The sequence below is a fragment of the Neptuniibacter halophilus genome (assembly GCF_030295765.1).
Classification (GTDB): domain Bacteria; phylum Pseudomonadota; class Gammaproteobacteria; order Pseudomonadales; family Balneatricaceae; genus Neptuniibacter; species Neptuniibacter halophilus.
Genome location: NZ_AP027292.1, coordinates 2529392 through 2547583 on the forward strand (window position 1 = coordinate 2529392; position 18192 = coordinate 2547583).

19 protein-coding genes are annotated in these 18192 nt (G+C 55.0%); 10 read left to right on the plus strand and 9 right to left on the minus strand.

The window, feature by feature from the left end:
- The first annotated feature begins 285 nt into the window (after positions 1-285).
- The gene (leuA, locus tag QUD59_RS11775) at positions 286-1944 is read left to right on the plus strand and encodes a 2-isopropylmalate synthase (protein WP_286237209.1); all 1659 of its coding nucleotides are present in this window, start codon (positions 286-288) and stop codon (positions 1942-1944) included.
- Positions 1945-1986: 42 nt separating this feature from the next.
- On the opposite strand, the gene QUD59_RS11780 is transcribed toward leuA, so the two are convergent.
- Entirely contained in the window at positions 1987-2460 is a 474-nt protein-coding gene (locus QUD59_RS11780; protein ID WP_286237210.1) for a LabA-like NYN domain-containing protein, read from the minus strand.
- A 169-nt stretch (positions 2461-2629) separates the two neighbouring features.
- On the opposite strand from QUD59_RS11780, the gene QUD59_RS11785 reads away from it, so the two are divergent.
- A complete protein-coding gene (locus QUD59_RS11785; RefSeq protein WP_286237211.1) occupies positions 2630-4039 on the plus strand; it encodes a GGDEF domain-containing protein in 1410 nt (469 codons plus the stop codon).
- Between the two features lie 72 nt (positions 4040-4111).
- A complete protein-coding gene (locus QUD59_RS11790) occupies positions 4112-6316 on the plus strand; it encodes a tRNA(Met) cytidine acetyltransferase TmcA (RefSeq protein ID WP_286237212.1) in 2205 nt (734 codons plus the stop codon).
- Here the strand turns inward: QUD59_RS11790 and QUD59_RS11795 are convergent.
- The 3 genes from QUD59_RS11795 to QUD59_RS11805 form a co-directional block, all read right to left on the minus strand.
- Complete coding sequence (locus QUD59_RS11795) at positions 6279-6782, minus strand: retropepsin-like aspartic protease family protein (protein WP_286237213.1); 504 nt, start codon at positions 6780-6782, stop codon at positions 6279-6281. The genes QUD59_RS11790 and QUD59_RS11795 overlap by 38 nt on opposite strands.
- 66 nt (positions 6783-6848) lie before the next feature.
- The gene (locus QUD59_RS11800; protein WP_286237214.1) at positions 6849-7607 is read right to left on the minus strand and encodes a hypothetical protein; all 759 of its coding nucleotides are present in this window, start codon (positions 7605-7607) and stop codon (positions 6849-6851) included.
- Positions 7604-8761 (minus strand): methyl-accepting chemotaxis protein, encoded by a 1158-nt coding sequence (locus QUD59_RS11805; RefSeq protein WP_286237215.1) that lies wholly within the window; start codon positions 8759-8761, stop codon positions 7604-7606. Before QUD59_RS11805 ends, QUD59_RS11800 begins: the two co-directional genes overlap by 4 nt.
- Before the next feature lie 238 nt (positions 8762-8999).
- Between QUD59_RS11805 and QUD59_RS11810 the strand changes: the two genes are divergently transcribed.
- Together QUD59_RS11810 and QUD59_RS11815 are read left to right on the plus strand one after the other, a co-directional pair.
- Positions 9000-9449, plus strand: coding sequence for a YaiI/YqxD family protein (locus QUD59_RS11810; protein ID WP_286237216.1), 450 nt, complete (start codon positions 9000-9002; stop codon positions 9447-9449).
- 112 nt (positions 9450-9561) lie between these two features.
- On the plus strand, positions 9562-9963 hold the full coding sequence (locus QUD59_RS11815) for a phasin family protein (protein WP_286237217.1): 402 nt from the start codon (positions 9562-9564) through the stop codon (positions 9961-9963).
- Between the two features lie 86 nt (positions 9964-10049).
- Here the strand turns inward: QUD59_RS11815 and QUD59_RS11820 are convergent, their stop codons facing one another.
- Positions 10050-11933, minus strand: a complete 1884-nt coding sequence (locus QUD59_RS11820) for a hybrid-cluster NAD(P)-dependent oxidoreductase (RefSeq protein ID WP_286237219.1) — start codon at positions 11931-11933, stop codon at positions 10050-10052.
- A gap of 36 nt (positions 11934-11969) precedes the next feature.
- A complete protein-coding gene (locus QUD59_RS11825) occupies positions 11970-12212 on the minus strand; it encodes a Rho-binding antiterminator (protein WP_286237220.1) in 243 nt (80 codons plus the stop codon).
- An 85-nt stretch (positions 12213-12297) separates the two neighbouring features.
- Here QUD59_RS11825 and QUD59_RS11830 point away from each other — a divergent pair, with 85 nt between their 5' ends.
- The 5 genes from QUD59_RS11830 to QUD59_RS11850 all read left to right on the plus strand — a co-directional run bounded on the left by QUD59_RS11830 (position 12298) and on the right by QUD59_RS11850 (position 15020).
- A complete protein-coding gene (locus tag QUD59_RS11830; protein ID WP_286241027.1) occupies positions 12298-12534 on the plus strand; it encodes a DUF3820 family protein in 237 nt (78 codons plus the stop codon).
- Between the two features lie 72 nt (positions 12535-12606).
- A complete protein-coding gene (locus QUD59_RS11835; protein ID WP_286237223.1) occupies positions 12607-13140 on the plus strand; it encodes a lipid-binding SYLF domain-containing protein in 534 nt (177 codons plus the stop codon).
- A 9-nt stretch (positions 13141-13149) separates the two neighbouring features.
- Positions 13150-13740: a hypothetical protein gene (locus tag QUD59_RS11840; protein WP_286237225.1), complete on the plus strand. Its 591-nt coding sequence runs from the start codon at positions 13150-13152 to the stop codon at positions 13738-13740.
- Positions 13741-13820: 80 nt separating this feature from the next.
- Entirely contained in the window at positions 13821-14294 is a 474-nt protein-coding gene (gene ybaK, locus QUD59_RS11845) for a Cys-tRNA(Pro) deacylase (protein WP_286237226.1), read from the plus strand.
- Positions 14295-14465: 171 nt separating this feature from the next.
- Positions 14466-15020 (plus strand): 3'-5' exonuclease, encoded by a 555-nt coding sequence (locus tag QUD59_RS11850; RefSeq protein WP_286237227.1) that lies wholly within the window; start codon positions 14466-14468, stop codon positions 15018-15020.
- Here QUD59_RS11850 and QUD59_RS11855 read toward each other — a convergent pair.
- The 3 genes from QUD59_RS11855 to QUD59_RS11865 form a co-directional block, all read right to left on the minus strand.
- On the minus strand, positions 15017-16072 hold the full coding sequence (locus QUD59_RS11855; RefSeq protein WP_286237229.1) for a DUF3549 family protein: 1056 nt from the start codon (positions 16070-16072) through the stop codon (positions 15017-15019). The genes QUD59_RS11850 and QUD59_RS11855 overlap by 4 nt on opposite strands.
- A 122-nt stretch (positions 16073-16194) precedes the next feature.
- A complete protein-coding gene (locus tag QUD59_RS11860) occupies positions 16195-16806 on the minus strand; it encodes a DNA-3-methyladenine glycosylase family protein (protein WP_286237230.1) in 612 nt (203 codons plus the stop codon).
- A 100-nt stretch (positions 16807-16906) separates the two neighbouring features.
- Positions 16907-18190, minus strand: coding sequence for a TolC family outer membrane protein (locus tag QUD59_RS11865; RefSeq protein ID WP_286237231.1), 1284 nt, complete (start codon positions 18188-18190; stop codon positions 16907-16909).
- Positions 18191-18192: the final 2 nt, after the last annotated feature.

The window sequence follows — 18192 nt, forward strand, 5'->3', positions numbered from 1 at the left end:
ATTTTAAAAAATAGGTTGTATTCGATCGGTAATTGCGCAGCCTCAGGCGTAAACTTGTTTTCATCGGTTGAGGGGTTGTAAATCACATGCCAATCAGTGTGTGAGGGGGCAATCATCACAAGTGAGCGTTACCAGCCCGAGTTGGTTTATCGAACCAGGTACTCGAAAACTGATGCCAAAAGTGTCTGCTGAAAAATTTCCCGCTGCCATCGCACACTGAGTGCACCCGGCAGCGGGTTTTGCATTTTATAGAACAATAATTCAATTGATGAATGGATAAGCCTTATGTTTGATCATCGTAAGTACCGCCGTTTTGAAACGATCCGTCTGACCGACCGTACCTGGCCGGATCAGGAGATTAACCAGGCCCCTGACTGGTGCAGTGTTGATCTACGCGACGGTAACCAGGCGCTGATCAATCCCATGTCAGTTGAGCAGAAAACCCGTATGTTCAAGTTGCTGCTGAAGATCGGCTTCAAAGAGATTGAGGTAGGTTTTCCGTCGGCATCTCAGCCGGATTTTGATTTTGTCCGCAAGCTGATCGAAGAAGATTTGATCCCGGCAGACGTCACCATTCAGGTACTGACTCAGGCGCGGGAAGAGCTGATTTCACGCACATTTGAAGCGCTGGAAGGGGTTAAACGTGCCAATGTGCATGTGTATAACTCTACCTCCGTTGTGCAGCGTGAACAGGTTTTTGCTATGAGCAAAGACGAAATTAAGGGGATCGCGGTGCAGGGTGCGATCTGGGTGCGTGATTATGCGGCACGTTATCCACACACAGAGTGGGAGTTCCAGTATTCCCCGGAGAGTTTTACCGGCACCGAGATGGATTACGCGGTTGAAGTCTGTGATGCGGTCATCGCACAGTGGAAGCCGGAATCCGGTCAGGCCGTAGTGATCAACCTGCCGGCGACCGTTGAGATGTCCAGCCCGAATGTATTTGCCGATCAGATCGAATATTTCTGTCGTCAGTTGCAGCAGCGGGATCAGGTGCGGATCAGCCTGCACACCCATAATGACCGTGGTTGCGGTGTTGCCGCGGCTGAACTGGGTGTCATGGCGGGTGCGGATCGTGTTGAAGGTACCCTGATGGGCAATGGTGAACGTACCGGTAATATGGATATCGTCACCATGGGGATGAACCTCTATTCCCAGGGCGTTGATCCTGAACTGGATTTCTCCGATATCAAAGAGATCATCGAGGTGGTGGAATACTGCAACGAGTTGCCGGTGCCTGCGCGTCACCCCTGGGCGGGGGAGTTGGTGTATACCGCTTTTTCCGGCAGCCATCAGGATGCCATTCGCAAGTCGGTCAACTACCATGAGGCCAACAACAAACCTCATTGGGATGTGGCTTACCTGCCGATCGACCCGCGCGATATCAACCGCGAATATGAAGCGGTGGTGCGGATTAACAGTCAGAGCGGTAAAGGCGGTGTGGCACTGGTTCTGGAGCGTGATTACGGTATCGAACTGCCAAAATGGATGCATGCGCCACTGAGTCGTATCGTTCAGACGGCGGCTGAAGAGCAGGGTATCGAGGTTTCACCGCAGACCATTTATCAGCTCTATCAGGAGCACTTTGTTGCGGTGGCTGAAGAGTGGCAGTTACGCAGTTATGATCTGCATACTGAGGATCATCAGGTCAGCGCCAGCTTCCGTATCGGTGATGCCGGTTTTAAAGGGGAAGGTGCCGGGCTGCTGGAAGCGCTGTGTGATGCATTGACCCGTCATTATCAGTGCAGTATTGAAGTGACCCAGTTTGATCAGCACGCCTTAGGCGGTGGTACTGAGGCTGAGGCGCTGGCGGCAATCGCGCTGCAGTTGGATGGCAATATCCAGTACGCCGTGGCCTGCGATGAAGATACCTCTGCTGCTGCGCTGCAGGCGATGCTGAGCGCCTTTGCCCGTGGCAACCGGGCTGCGGCAGAAGTTGCCTGAAGCGTATCGGGGCCGGTTAAGCAATCGGCCCTGAGCACCTGCTCAGAGCAGCAGGTTGGGCAGAATTGAGTGGAACCGGTCGCTGGCGTCGATCAGTGACCGGGCAGTGAGTGCCTCGACCCCATACACCTCTGTTGTTACCCGGTATTTCTCCCGCACCCGCTTCAGCAGCAGGTCGAAGTCTCCATCGCCGGACAGCAGAATCACCCGATCCACCTCAGCGGCCGTTTCCAGCAGGTCGATGGTGATCCCTACATCCCAATCTCCTTTAGCCGAGCCATCCTGACGCTGAATGAAAGGTTTCAGTTTTACCTCGAAGCCAATATGCCTCAGTGCGTCCTGAAATTTACGCTGGCCCTCATCATCCCGGGCAATGGCGTAAGCATAGGCATGGCTGATCTCACCCTGTTGAGCTACCTGCTGCCAGAAGCGGCGATAGTCGAATGGGCGGCCAAATGCCTGGCGGGTGGTGTAATAGATATTCTGGACGTCAACAAAGATGGCGATTCTGGACAAGGGAGTACGGCTATTTAGTGACTGAGGCCAATAACTATATCAGAAACCGTGTTCTGCCGGGCATTTAGTCGGCATAGTGCTGGAAAAAAGTGGGGCGGTGCACTATCGTTGCAAGAACCGGTAAAAACCTTTTGCCGGTGCTTACTGATTGATTATACGGAGCTTTTTAATGTCCGCGGATGGCGCACCTGAGACCCGGAAAAACAGCCGGAAACGCAGCAACATCGCAATTCTATTTGCGCTTTGCGGTACGTTATTTTCTCTGCTGATCTTTATCTTCATGCTGAAGCAGGAGCGTGAAGCCTCAATCCAGCAGTTTAAGGTGGAGATGAGTCAGGGAGTCGCCTCTTTTCAGCAACGGCTGGAGCGTGAGCTTTACCGGCTTGAAAGTCTGCAACTGGGGCTGGAACTCAACCAGACCCTGCCAACTGAAGCGATTCAGGGCTTTGTTACGCATCTTCGCAGTCAGGAGAGCGCGGTTAACGGACTGATCTACCAGACAGCCGCCGGCGATGCGCAGCGCTTGCCTGTCCGGGCGAACAGCGACATTATCAGTGCCGGTTTTGTAACCACCTATCTTGCCCGACAGAACAGTCACAGCGGGTTGCACTTAGAGGGGCTTAGCGACCCTTCGGGCAGTTGGCTGCTGGCCAGTCATAACCTGCTGCAGGGAGATCGGGTTATCCTCCTGATCAGCCTGCAGGAGCTGGTTGATCAGAGCCCACTGAGCAATATGCTAAACGGGGTCTCACTCGTCTTAACTCAGGCGGATACCCGGCTGCTCGATATCGCCGTGGCTGATCCGGCTGTGGACTCGAGCTACACCCAGCCGCTCAATCTGGCCGGTGGTAACTGGAAGATGACGCTGGTCGCCACCGAGGAACGTCTGAACGCAGGCATGAGTTACACCCCGGCGCTGTTTCTCCTGACCGGTTTATTGTTGTCTGTTCTGCTGGCTTCCTATCTGAAACGCATTGGCGCGATGGTCTCTGCGCAGAAGGCCCGGGCGGAGGGCGATTCCTCTGAAGAGCAGCAGGCGGTGAGCTGGCATGATCCGATGACCGGGCTGGCCAACCGGATTCGCTTTGATGAAGCGCTGGATGTGGAGTGCCGTCGTGCGGTGCGGGAGTTTTCACCGATCAGCATGATGTTGCTGCGGATTGATCATTTTCAGCACTATGGTGACCAGTACGGAGTTACCGAGGCACAGGCGTTGCTGCGCCGGGTTTCCGAACTGCTGCAGTCCCGGGCGGGCCGTCCCGGTGATGTGATTGCACGTCTGGATGACCATCTTTTTGCCTTTATTCTTCCCTCAACCAATGAACAGGTCTCCCTGCTGGCGCAGCGCTGCTGCGATATGGTGCGTGAACAGGCTGTGCCCCACGAAGAGAAACCGGACGGTGAAATCGTCACCCTGAGTATTGGTGTGGTCACCCTGCAACCGAGCCGGGAACTGACCCCGGAGCGGATATTTACTCTGGCTGAGGAACAGATGCAGGCGGCAATCGAAGCTGGTGGTGACCAGTACAAAGCGTTTGCCGAAGGGGGCTTTGAGCCCTCAGCCACCTATTCCGTGTAGTGCTGACGCTATGCCTTGCTTCACAGTTGTTGCCGTCTCTGAGGTCTGCTCCGTGCAACGGAGTGCTGAATCGTGAGTACGCTGCCTGAACTGTTTCAGCGACTGCGAGCCAATGCTGCTGAGCACCATCATCGTCGTCTGTTGCTGATCAGCGGTCGGCGCGACTGGTGTTATGCGCAGGTCAATTTACTGGGGGCTCTGGAAGACAGCGTCTGGATCGGTAGTGATGCGCCCGGCGGCTGGACCCGTTTTAACCCACGTCAGACCCATAAACTCCTCGGACAGAGTTACCGTTATCTGGTCTATGATGCCTGGTCCGGCTTCAACCCTGATAGTTTTGGTCAGGCGAGTGGCACCCTGCGTGGCGGTGGCGTTTTGCTGCTTCTGTGTCCGGATCTGGACCACTGGCCAGAATATGATGACCCTGAACATGAGGGGCTGGTGGCATTTCCCTACCAGAGTGAAGACGCCGGGCGACGTTTTATTTCGCGTATGGTGATGCTGCTGGAGGATGATGCTTACACCCTGCAGTGGCGTGAAGGCAGTGAGCTGGCCGGGGTTGAAATCGAGTTACCGGTTCCGCAGGAGGTTGCCGGTTCGGCCGCAGATGTCGCCTTGCCGAGCAAAACCCGCGATCAGCAGCAGGCGGTGGAACTGATTCTGAATCAATTGCGCCGGGGGCGTCGTCCTGCGGTACTGACCGCCGACCGGGGGCGGGGTAAATCCACTGCACTGGGGATTGCCGCTGCACAACTCTCCGGTCTGGATTACCTGCAGATCCTGATTACGGCACCGGAACAGGCTTCCGCAGAGGAAGCATTCCATATGGCGGGCCAGTTGCTGCCGGATTATCAGCAGAGCAAAGGGTTGCTGGAGAAGGGCGAACACAGTATCCGTTTTCTGGAACCGGAACAGGCCCTGAGTGAGCCGGGCGAGGGCCAGGTCTTGCTGGTCGATGAGGCCGCAGCCATTCCGGTACCGGTGCTCAGTGCCTTGTTACAGCGCTTTCCACGGATTGTATTTGCGTCCACCATCCACGGTTATGAAGGTACCGGTCAGGGCTTCAGCCTGCGTTTTAAAAAGGTGCTCGACAGCACCACGCCAAACTGGAAATCGATCCACCTCAACCAACCCATTCGCTGGGCAGAACAGGACCCGCTGGAGCAGTTGGTCTTTAACCTGTTGCTGCTCAATGCAGAGGCAGCAGACAGCCGTCTGCTCTGTGAAAAAATCCAGCAGCAGGCTGAGCAGAAGATTGAACGACTCGACCGGGATCGGCTGAGTGAGGATTACGAAACACTGAACCAGTTGTTTGGTTTGCTGGTGCTGGCACACTACCGCACCACACCGGGCGATCTGCGTATCTTACTCGACAGCCCCAACCTGCATATCTGGACCCTGCGACTGGATGGACAGATTGCTGCAGCAGCACTGATCTCCGAGGAGGGGCCGATACCGGCGGAACTGGTCGAACCGATCTGGTCTGGTGAGCGTCGCCCCCGGGGTCACCTTCTGCCACAAACCCTGCTTGGTCACGAAGGTGCCCGTGCTGCAGCACCGCTGCGCGCCGGGCGTATTATGCGTATTGCTGTTCATCCGGCGCTGCAGCGGCAGGGGCTGGGCAGTCAGTTGCTGGCGGCCATCAAAGAGGATGCTGCAGGGTTTGGCTGGGACTATCTGGGAGCGAGCTTTGCAGCCAGCGCTTCACTGCAGCAGTTCTGGCGACATGCCGGGTTTAGCACAGTCCGGCTCGGCAGCAGCCGGGACAGTGTCAGCGGCTGTCATGCTGCGCTGGTGATTGCGGCGCGCAGCGAAGCGGCGTCTCGGTTGCAGCAGCAATTAAGTGCGCGTTTCAGCGAACAACTCAGCTATCGCCTGAGTGATGACCTGACAGATCTGGAACCGGATCTGATCTGTGAGCTGCTGCGGGGCAATCAACTGGTCACGGAGCTGAGTGAGCATGATCACAGTGATCTGCAGGCTTTTGCCCGCCATCATCGCAGTTACGAAAGCTGTGCCTATGCGATTCATCGCTTCTGTCTGACCCTGCTCAGCGGGATTGATGAAGCGCGGCTGATGACCCTGTTACAAAACGCTGATTTTTGCCTGTTGCTGGAGCGTAACCTGCAACAGAAAAGCTGGGGTGAACTGGAGCGGCGCGGACAGGGGCGAAAGCAACTGGTTCGGCAACTGCGTCAGGCTCTGATCGAACTCCTGCCGGCGCAGGGTAGCAACGAACTTAATATTTCAGGGTCAGATAATCACCCTTCTGCCTGATCTCCAGATTCTTCATAAAGCTCATCCCCAGCAGGACCGTATCACCGTCCATATGCGGATTGATATGGCCCTGAATCTGGCGCAGGGTGATTCCGCCAAGGGACACGCTGTCCAGTTTCGCCGCGTAGACGTTGATGCTGCCATTCGCCGTGTTTACCTGTTGGCGGATACCCGGCTGTAACTGCAACCGGTCAGCGACAGATTGCGGGATGCTGATGGTGGTGGCGCCGGTATCCAGAAGGAAGTTGACCGGCTGGCCGTTGATCTGGCCCGGTGCCAGATAATGTCCGGCGCGATTCCGTTTCAGGGTGACTTCCTGAGCCGATGTGGCAACCAGATCGCGATTGGGGTTGTATTTCTCTTCTACCTGATCGGCAAAAAACAGGTAAAGCATGGCCAGCAGGAGCACCCAGGCAGCAAACCACATGGCCTGTCCGATACGCTTCGGGGTTTGTTGCGCACTCATCCTTGCCGCTCCCATCACTGACTGAAAACAGTATTGTAGGGGAGGCCGGGAGTGAGGTGAAGTCTGTTAAACCGTCTGGTTGAGCTGTCCGAGGTGATCCCGGGTGATCTGTATCTGATCATCAATCGCCTGGGTCATATGGCTGAAGTACACCCGTGGCTCAATCTGGATCTGCTCGGGTGTCAGGATCTCCTGCTGTACCAGCTCACTGACCTTTTCTAATTCAGCGGTAAACAGCTCCGAGGCTTTAAGGTTCTGTAACTGATACAGAATCTGAACCCGGATATCCGCCGGACAGTGGCCCAGTGCAGCGGCACGGTTACCGAGTGCACGCAGGCGTCCCAGCGTTTCGGCGAAGTAGGGGCGTTGCAACAGGTTCTGCCAGAGTCGCTGGGTGTCGAAGTGTGTATTGTCTGCGGTCAGGGAGCAGGTATCGGCGATCACGGTGAGCTCGTTAAGCAGTTTCTCGATCAGCAGACAGTGAGACATAAAACTATCGGCCGGGTTAGCGCAGATCTGCTGCCAACGCTGATGCTGCAAACGGATCCGGTTGTGATCTCCGTCATAATCAGGGCCGAGCAAGGCGTTCCATAAGGGCTCAATTTCGCTGCTCAGGTTCCGTTGTTCAGTATTATTCTGGCCGTTTAAATTGGCGCAAAGGCCCCGGTGGCGTTGAATCCGCTGGATCAGTTCAAGCAGCCGGGTTAACTGGTCGATACCACGGAGCAGACGGGTGTTGAGGCGCTGGCGCATTTTCTTCCGGTGATAAAGGCTGGCGCCGAGGGTGATAAGGATCAGCACACTGAGGGAGATCAGCTCAATCATAGGGTTACCTCCCTGGCCGTGGCTTTTTCTGCCAGATTTTCCAGATACCCGGTGAGTTCGGTCAAAGCTCCGGCCTGATCGGTGTGATTCTGCAGCAGGGTGCCAATATGACTGAGCTTCTCGCTCAGCTCATTACTCGCATGGGCATGTTCATCAATGGAATGGTTCACTTCACTGATCAGGCTCAGGCTGGTGTTACTGCCGGCTTCCACCTGCTGCAACAGCGCCAGCATCTGCTGGCAGGTTTCGGTGCCACTGTCGAGCACTGTTTCGCATTCCAGAATGCTGCTGCTGACGGCTTCAACCCGGCTCTGCATGGTTTTTACCAACTGACTGATATCGCCGGTTGCCCGCTCGGTGTTACCGGCCAACTGTCGCACCTCGTCGGCCACGACTGCAAAGCCACGTCCGGCTTCGCCCGCCCGGGCTGCTTCGATGGCGGCGTTCAGCGCCAGTAGATTCGTCTGCGCGGCCACGGCTTCAATACTGTTGGCAAACTCCTGAATCGCCTGGGCTTCTTCGGAAAGTTGCTTGATTTTACGGCTGGTTTCGCCGAACTGCTGACGAACTTCGGCCAGAGCGCCGCTGAGGCGCCCGGCCTCATGGCAACCCTGCTGGCTGAGCTGCTGTGAGCTTTTTGCGTTGTCGTGGGTCTGGTGCACATGCTCCCGAATCATCTGCACGGTCTGGCTCATCTCTTCAGAAGCGCTGGCGATGGTTAACAGTTGATTCTGTTGTTCCGAGGCCGCATCCGCGGTGTGACGGGCCAGATTTTCCAGTTCATGGGTGGAGAACTTCATCTCACTGCAGAGCTGGTTGGACAGGTCATTCAGTTGCTCATACTGACGTGAAAGGCTGTACAGTTTCTGGCTGGTCTCCCCCAGCGGTTTATCGGCAAAACTGGAACGGCCACGAAACTGATGCTGTTGCCGGGTAAAGGCTGAGATGATCTCGTTAAGACAGCTCCAGCGCTGCTGGCAAAGGCTGATAAAACTCAGTTGCAGATAGATAAGCGGGATAAGGGCCCAGAGCGCCAGCGGGTAGTTCAGCCAGACTGCGCCGATCAACAGCAACCAGCCGAGCATCAGCAGCATACCGGAGCGCATCAGGGAGGTCAGAGTGATAACCGAATAGCCAAAGGAAAATAGCAACATCTTCTGCTCCTGAAAAATGGTGTGCCAGACGGATAGAGCAAAAGTTAAGCCAAAACCCGGATCAGGTGGAAACTGAAAGACTTAGGGGGGCAGCCTGTCGCCCGCAGGAACCGAAATGGGGCGTCGCCCTGCTGTAGGGAGCTGCCTTGCACTGAATTTGGGCAGTGGCTTTTGGTTGTGCCTGCTGACCTATTTTTGTCATCATATGCCTTTATTATGTTCCTGACTGAGGAGTGATATGCATATCTGGGTTGATGCCGATGCCTGCCCCAAGGTAATCAAAGAGATTCTGTTCCGGGCGGCGGAGCGAAAGCAGGTGCCGTTGACGCTGGTCGCAAACCAGTATCTGAGCACGCCTCCTTCACCATTGATCAATGCGGTGCAGGTGCCTCAGGGATTTGATGTGGCAGATAACCATATCGTAGAGAAACTGAGTCCCGGTGATCTGGTGGTGACTCAGGATATACCTCTGGCGGCAGAGGTGATCGAGAAGCAGGGGATTGCGATTAATCCCCGGGGTGAGCTGTACACCAAAGAGAATATAAAGCAGCGTTTAGGGATGCGGGACTTTATGGAGACCCTGCGAAGTGCAGGTGTTGATACCGGTGGTCCGGCGGCATTCAGCCAGGCGGACCGGCAGTCGTTTGCAAACCAACTGGACCGTTTTCTGGCCAGGCATAAGCGCTGAAAACTTTTTTGTGCACCGCACAAAAAAATTGCTTGACTATAAATTGTTCAGGTTTTACATTAGCTGAAACGGATTGCTGCAATGCAGCAAAGTTAATTTTGGAGACGAAACTATGTACGCTGCTAACAACCCATTTGCTGATTTTTTCAAACCAGAACTGTCTAAAGAGATTGCTGACCTGTTCAAGCCGGTTCAGGATCTGGTAGACGTAAACACTAAAACTGTTGAAACTCTGGTTGCACTGCAGAAAGCCTACGTTGAAGAACTGGCTAACGCTTCTGTTGAACAGTTCAAAACTCTGTGCGAGTGCAAAGACCCTAAAGCGGCTCTGGACCTGCAGGTTAAATTCTACAAGTCTGTAGAGTCTAAAATGACTGAAACTGCTGAGAAAAGCGTTGCAGCTATGACTGTAGCTAAAGATGCTTACCTGGCGACAGTTGAAGAGTCTGCTAAAAAAGCGACTGAAATCGCTGAAGAAACTGCTAAAAAAGTAACTGATCTGAAAGTTGCTTAATCAGTTTTAAGAATACTTAAAAAGCCGGTGCCTCAGGGTACCGGCTTTTTTTATGCCTGTTTGTCAGTAAAACGGCTTTCTGTACTTCAGAACCCGATCTTCAGATCAGACTCCGGCAGGCAACTGCAGGCGAGAATGATATTGCCGGCTTTCTCCTCCTCGCTCAGCGGAATCTCTGAACTGCGCAATACCTGTCCCTCAATTAAGTGCACCTTACAGGAACCACAGACACCAGAACGGCAGCCAGACGGAATACTGATTCCCTGCTGTTCAGCCTGATCCAGCAGGCTGCTCTGATTGTTACCGGTAAACTGCTGACCGTTGATCTCTAAGGTCAGTGAATAGCATTCGGGCTCCGGCTCGACTCCCGGTGGTGCGGCGAAGCTCTCTTCCATCCACTGCGCCTGAGGCAGTCCCAGATTCAGGCTGAACTCTCTGGCATGCTGCATAAAGCCTTCCGGGCCACAGCACATCACCTGACGCTGAGGTAGGTCGGGTACCAGCGTTTGTAGCTGTGCCTGACTGATCCGGCCATGCACGCCCTGCCAGTCCTCTTCAGGCTGGCTCAATGAGAAGATCAGTTTCAGACGTGGATTTTGCCGTGCCAGCCAGAGCAGTTCATCTTCGCAGATCAGGTCGGCTTCTGTGCGGGCCTGATGATAGAAGACGATATCTCTGGGGATTTGCTCGTCGCAGAGCTCACGGGTGATCGACAGCATCGGAGTGATTCCGCTACCTGCCGAAAGTAGCAGCAGCGGCTTGTCGCCGCTGTTTTGCAAATGAAACTCACCCTGAGGCGGCAATGCCTCAATCCGGTCATTAACCTGAAGATGCTGATGCAGCCAGTTGGACACTTCGCCGCCGGTAACGCGCTTCACGGTAATGGCCAGATCTGTCGGCCGGTTCGGTGAGGAGGAGAGGGTATAGCAACGACTCACCGTCTTGCCCTCAAGTGGAATATTCAGGGTCAGGAACTGGCCTGCTGCGTAGCTTGTCTGCACCCCATCGGGCAGGCTAAAGCGGAAGGTGACGACATCCCGGGTCTCCTCAATCCGGTTAGTGCACAACAGTTCAAGCGGTTGGCCATCAGGCCAGAGCTCAGCGGAAGCGTGTGTGGGCTGCGGTTGATCGCGTCGTGGAGGCGCACTGTCGGGATAGTTGGGGGGGGTACGAGTTTGCAGTACCTCGACCGGATCTCCCTGACGGATCAGCCCCTCATTCAGTGCGACAAGGTTCTGACCGAAGTAGACCTGATTATCCTCCAGCCGATAACGGCTGAGGGTACTGATCGGCTCACCGTGGGGAACCTGCTTCGCCGTGAGTGGATCATAGGTTGTCATAACGCAGCGGGAGCAGGGGGCAACCACCTCAAACTCGACCTCGCCAATCCGGATCCGTTGCCAGCTGTCTTCGGCAAAAGGCGTGCTGTTTTTGACCACCAGATTGGTACGGAAGTGTTCCATACCTACCGGGGTGGCACTGCGCTGATTCAGGTCCTGCAGAGAGGCCTCGGAGATCAGCAGCAGTGGATAACCATCGGCAAAGGCAACGGCCTTGTCTGGACGCTGCGAGGTGAAGCGTTCTGACTGCTCGCCAAAGAAAAGTAGCTGTGCCGGGGTATCCAGCTTGCGACTGAACCATTCATCAAACAGCTCACCACAATGCTGGGCATTGATCTCATTTCCCCAGACCCTGACCTGACGGTAGTTGTTGAACAGTTCAGGGTATCGAATGCTGAGGTGTTCACCGTCCGGTGCAATCACCTCAATCCCGTCATCGCGCAGCAGGGTCGTGAACTTTAAAAGCGCCGGGCATTGCCGGGCAGACAGCAGCTCACCCTCCGGGTCGCTGAGCATAAACCGGCGGTCGAAAGCGAGGCCGGCTTCGGCAACAAATGCGCTGGTTAAACTCAGGCCCCCCAGGGACTTAATCGGGAAAATGTTTATCTGGCTGAGTGCTATATCTGACACGTATCGGATCCTTGAACGGTTGGCGGAATATGGGGGTTAGTAGGGAAGCTGACTGCTGATCTGATCCAGCCGGATACGGTAAGCGGTACCTTCACTGTCTTCGGCAATCAGATATTCTCCGTCGGCGCGGTACTCCAGATCGAGGAAGCGCAGCTTCTGCTGGTACTGCTGTTCGCCATCCTGCCAGATCACCAGATGAACCGCGTGGCGCATGCAGGCCAGTTCAAAACCATCATGTATTTCGCAATTAATAGGTTGGTAATGTGACTCGTCTGCCATTAGGCTTACCTCGACATGGGTCGGTAGAGATCAAGAATACTGCCTGACCAGAGAATTGAACAGCCTTCAGGAGGGGAAGGGATTGCTGGATCTGGATAAACAACATCTGTTAAAGCTGGCCAATATGACGATGCCGTTTGGGAAGTATCAGGGGCGTGTGTTGCTTGATCTGCCGGAAGAGTATCTGCTCTGGTTTGCAAAAAAAGGTTTCCCTCACGGTGAGCTGGGCCACCTGCTGGAACTGATGCTGGAGATCCGTATCAATGGTCTGGAATCGGTATTACAGCCCCTGCGTAAGACAAAAAAAGCTCAGAGGGTATAAACTGAACGGAGGCAAACCCACTCAGGAGCCAGCGAATAGGATTTATTCGCAGGTTCCCTTAAGGAGCTGTAAATGATCAGGCAATTATCGTTGTTCATGGTGCTGTCGTTCAGTTTGTTAAGCGGCGGTGTTCAGGCGGCTTCCAGCGCCGAAATCAATGCGAAATCTGCGGAAGCATTAACACAATTTTTTAAGCACAGTCCGGCCGGGAAACGGCTCTATCAACAGGCCAGAGGGGCATTGATCTTCCCTGAGGTCTATAAAGCCGGATTTGGTATCGGCGGTGAATACGGTGAAGGTAAGCTGATTGAAGGTGGGAAAACCACGGGGTATTACAGCATTGCGGCCGCTTCGATAGGTTTTCAGCTCGGAGCTCAGATTAAAACTGAGATCATTCTGTTCATGACCGATAAGGCGTTACGTCAGTTCAAGAACAGTGATGGCTGGGAAGCCGGCGTGGATGGCAGTGTTGCGGTGATCAATCTGGGAGCCGGGGCCGAGATTGATACCAGCAATATCAGGGATCCGATCATCGGCTTTATCTTTTCCAATAAGGGACTGATGTATAACCTGTCGCTGGAAGGCTCAAAAATTACCAGGAAGTAGGAATCTGATATGAAGAAGCTAATACTCGCAGCCTGTCTCGCAGGACTGGCGTTTAACTGTTATGCAGAGAAGCCAGAGTGGGCTGGTAATAAGGGCGGCAAAAATGCGGCCCACGCTGAAAAAAACGATAAAAAGCAGAAAAAAGAGAAGTACAAAGATAAACAGGAGCGTCAGGAACGGGATGATGACGAGCGCAATTTCGTCAGTGACCGGGAGTTACTGGATGATCTGTTTTCAGACCGCCAGCGCGATCTGATCCGGGATTACTACCGCCGCTATCCTGACTCGGGAACCGGTGATTATCGGGGACAGAAAAAGTCCCTGCCATACGGTTTGCAGAAAAAACTCGCCCGTGACGGACAGCTACCGCCGGGCTGGCAGAAGAAACTGACCCGTGGCGAAATTCTTGACGGCGACCTGCTGGATCAGGCCGAACTACTGCCGGATGAGCTGCTCGACCGGCTGCAGGGGCGGGACCTTGCCTCTGAAATTATCCGTCTGAAAGACAAGGTGGTTCGCGTGGGTAAGGGCGAAGGTACGATTATTGATGTGATCGATATCGCTGATATTCTGACTGGACGTCGCAGCGACAATTATTAAAATACTCTCAGCAGCGAAGCCGGCGACAGCCGGCTTTTTTATGCCGTAATTTTTGAAACCCACAGAGACAGGTTCTGCCGATGACCCCAGCTATCAACATGGCGAAGAAAGCGAAAGTAGCGTTCACTGTGCATGAATATGAACATGATCCGTCGGCCGAGTCTTATGGTGAGGAAGCTGCTGATGCGCTGGGGCTGGACCCGGCTCAGGTTTTTAAAACCCTGCTGGTTGCGCAAAACGGTGACAACAAAAAGCTCGCTGTTGGTGTAGTGCCGGTTTCCGGTCAGTTAGATCTGAAAGCAATGGCCAGCGCATTGAAGGTGAAGAAGGTCAGCATGGCGAACCCTCAGGATGCCGAGCGGGCAACCGGCTATGTGGTCGGGGGAATCAGCCCGTTGGGGCAGAAGAAACGTCTGCCACTGGTTCTGGACAGCAGTGCCGGGAATTTTCCCAGTATCTGTATGAGTGCCGGAAGGCGAGGTCTGGAGATCGAAATGAGCGCGGCTGACCTGCTGCGGCTGACGCAGGGCACACTGGCGCCGATCGGCCGCTAAATCTCTGACAGTGATTCTCCGGGGCTGCACAGAGGTCATGCCGCAACCTTTCCCTTTTCGCTGACCGGCGAAATATCTGATAGCAATTGACCCGCCCGGATCACCGCTTATCTCAGGTTTCGTTGTAGTACAGACAAGAAATTTCACTGCTGAATTGATTTAAGTTGTACTATGTGGGACAGCAATTTTCAGGAGATCAGGACCATCGCTGCGCCAGGTAATCCCTATATCATCGACCTTGAAGCGTCAGGGTTTGGTGCCGACAGCTACCCGATTGAGGTGGGGCTGGCGCTGGATCCGGGGGAGCGCTTCTGCAGCCTGATCCGGCCTAAACCGGACTGGACTCACTGGTCTGATGAAGCGCAGCATTACCACGGTATCTGTCGCGACAGCCTGCTCGAACATGGTCGGGAAGCCGAAGAGGTGGCCGCCGGGCTGAACCGTCGTTTGCACAACCTGACGGTATACAGCGATGGCTGGGTGGTGGATCAGAGCTGGCTGATTAAGCTGTTTTACCGGGCGGGTTTACCGATGCAGTTTCGGGTCAGCCCGCTGGAGATGATTCTGAAAGAAGCTCAGATGGAGATCTGGCACGAGGTTAAGGCTCAGGTGCTGGAGGAGCTGAATCTGCAGCGCCACCGAGCCAGCAATGATGCGCTGGTGATCCAGATCACTTATGCCCGGACGCTGGCGCTGAGCGAGTCTGCATCAGCCGTCAGGCCTTAATTGAAGTTGCCACCAAACATCTCGCCGATCGCCTTGCTCAGGGCTTCACTGCGCTGCTGATTACGGAACTGCATCAGAATCAGTGCCCGCATGACCGGCATAAACATCAGGTCGGAAAGTATGCGTGAAAAGCCCGCTTGCCCGGCCTTGTTGATCGCCAGTTTTTCCAGAAACCGTTGCAATATTTCCGGCTCCTGCAGGCTTTCAGTGCAGCGTGTGGCCACCGCGACAATCACTTCCGGCTCAAGCGCGTAGTCGCTTTCCAGAATCTGGCGCATCAGTTGCTGTTTGCGATCACCGTTACGGCCATTGGAGAGACCCCGGGTGATGGCTGCGACATGATTGCTGCTGGCGGTTCCGCGTTGCAGAGTCTGTTCTGCACGCAGGCAGAGCGCGCTGAACAATGTGTGATCCGGCTCAATACTCTCGATGCAGGTGCAGAGCACTTCAAACGGTGCATCCGGCAGCAGTGGGATCGCTTTACTCAGAATCTCACTGTTTTTGCCTTTGCCGTGGCGTACCACCAGATCGGCAATGCCCTGATAGCCAAGCGATTGCCACTGATCGAATCCGATCTGGCCGGCAAAGTACTGCTGGGCGTGTTCATAATATTGTGATGCGGGCTGCGCGGACGCGAGGGTGGAGTAAGCATGAAACAGCGCCATCTTCTCCTGATCCGGTTTGAAGGAGAACGGATTGTCCTTCAGCGCATCTTCCGGCATCTCACCACTTTCTTCATGCTGCAGGATCGCACCTGCATTTTGCAGCAGGCGGTTCAGCAGATCATCGCGCACCGCCTGAATCAGAAAGCCCTGCTCGTCCAGTGGTAACTTAAGGAACCAGGCCACGCCCTGTGTTTTGTTTTTCGGGTTCCACAGCATCAGCGCTATCCAGGCATGCTGCAGATAGGGATATGGGTAAGGTGTCTGCTGATTCTCGATCTTTTCGAACAGCTCGGCAGAGAGTTTCTGGACCCGGCGGCCCATATCAAAAAAACGCACCTGGCCGCCACTCTGGCGAAGTAACTGAGTAAGTGAAGAGAATTCAGACATGATGGGCCCCTGTAAAAACTGGGCGCAATTCTACCAGCTCTGGAATCAGGGGCAATAAGACCAGTGGTCAGGGCCGATTGTTGATATCTGTCCGGGCCGATGCGGCAGTTAAGTAAAACGGTTCAGTTGGGGGCGCCGCGATAGTAATGCCAGAGAAACAATGAACCGACACTGCGCCAGGGGGCCCAATGGGCGGTCAGTTCGCGGGCCAGAGCCGGACGGGGGCGTTGTTCAAGTCCTTTGAGTCGGCCCAGTGCAACCTGAAGAGCCAGATCATCGGCGGGAAATATATCCTCCCGGCGCAGCGAAAACATCAGATAGATCTCGGCGCTCCAGCGACCGAAGCCGCGTAATCTGGTAATCGCGTCGATGGCTGCCTGATCGCTCAGTGCGGGTAGTTGATCGGGGAGGAAATCCCCGCTCTGAATCGCTGCTGCCAGCCCCTGCGCGTACTCCACTTTGCGGTAAGAGAGGCCTGCGCCGCGCAGGGCTTCCCGGTCGAGTTGCAGCAGCGCCTGCGGGGTCAGGTCAGGCAGCAAGGCTCTGACCCGGGTCATAATGGCCCGGGCGACTTCGGTTGAAAGCTGCTGACTGACGATGGTGGAGAGAAAGGTTTCAAATCCGGCCGGGCGCAGTCGTGGAGCTGGTGGGCCTAACAGGGCAACAGCCTGTTGCAGGTCAGGGTCGACCTGGCACAGGTAGTCGATTCCGCTGGCAATCGTTTGCTGATCCATGACTGCGTCCTCACTGCCTGTGGGATTGTGCGCATAAAAAAGGCCGGGCGCAGCGGGTGATCTCTCCGTTGCGCCCGGCCCTGATTCTGAAACAGACGGCTTACTTCAGCCAGCCATCCAGTTCGTTGATATCTTCAGGGCTGAGTGTACCCAGTTGTTGTTTGAAGGTAATCAGGTTCTGTACGTAGTCAAACCGGGCATTGGCATATTCCAGTTTAGCTGCATACAGCTGCTGCTCGGCCTGCAATACATCAACCACGTTACGGGTGCCCACTTTGTAACCCTCTTCTGTCGCCTGCAGGGCTGCTTCTCGGGAGCGGATGCTCTGTTTCAGTGCCTGAACGCTGAGCGAGCCGGTGCGCAGGTCACGCAGCAGACTGCGGGTAGACTGGGTAATCTGGCGCAGAATATCTTCACGGTTGTGATGACTCTGGGTCAGACGCTGCTCCAGCTCACGGGATCTGGAACTGACTGAACCACCGGAGAAGATCGGCATTGACAGGGTCAGCCCGATGGCTGAGGTATCGGAACCGATGTCGTTGCTGACGGTGCCTTCATCGTAATCGTAGCTGGCGCTCAGACTCAGGGTCGGGTAGTGGCCGGCACGTCCGGCCTGTGCCGCACGGCGAGCGGCTTCTGAAGAGTAATCCGCCAGTTTCAGGTTCAGGTTACCCTGCCAGGCTTTTTCCAGCCACGGCTGGGCTGTCGTCGGCGTGGGTTCTTCGATCGGATAGTCTTCAGCCAGCAGGCTGACTGCGCTGAAGTTCTGTCCGGTCAGACGTTCCAGCGCTTCGTAGCTGTTATCCAGCTCGCCTTCCGCACTGATCCGGGCAACCCGGGCGTTGTCGTAGGAAGCCTGGGCTTCCTGCACGTCGGTGTTGGCGATCAGGCCCACTTCAAACTGTGCGTTAACCTGATCAAGACGACGCTTGATGGCACGCTCCTGTGCTTCGGCGGTCTGCAGTGCGCTGCTGGCACGCAGCACCCCGAGGTAGGCCTGTACGGTACGCTGGATCAGGTTTTGCTGTTCCAGATCAAACTGAACCGCAGCCTGTTCGGAGAGCACTTTACCCTGTTTGAAACTGAACCATGCGGCTGCATCGAAAACCGGCTGACTCAGGGAGAGGGTGTAGCCATGGTTATTGAAATCAGCGCTGTCAGTGTCATAGGCCGTGGTGTTGGCGTTCAGGTTGATGCTGGGCAGCAACGCCGCACGGTTCTGTACTTCGATCTCCCGATCCGCATTGTAAGAGGCTTCTGCCGCTTTAAGCTGGGGGTCGTTTGCCAAAGCCAGTTGATAGATGTCTGCCAGTTCTCCTGCCGTGGCTGCGCTGCTGACAGCCAGGGTGAGGTAGGATACATGGAAAAGCTTTTTCAGATTCATTG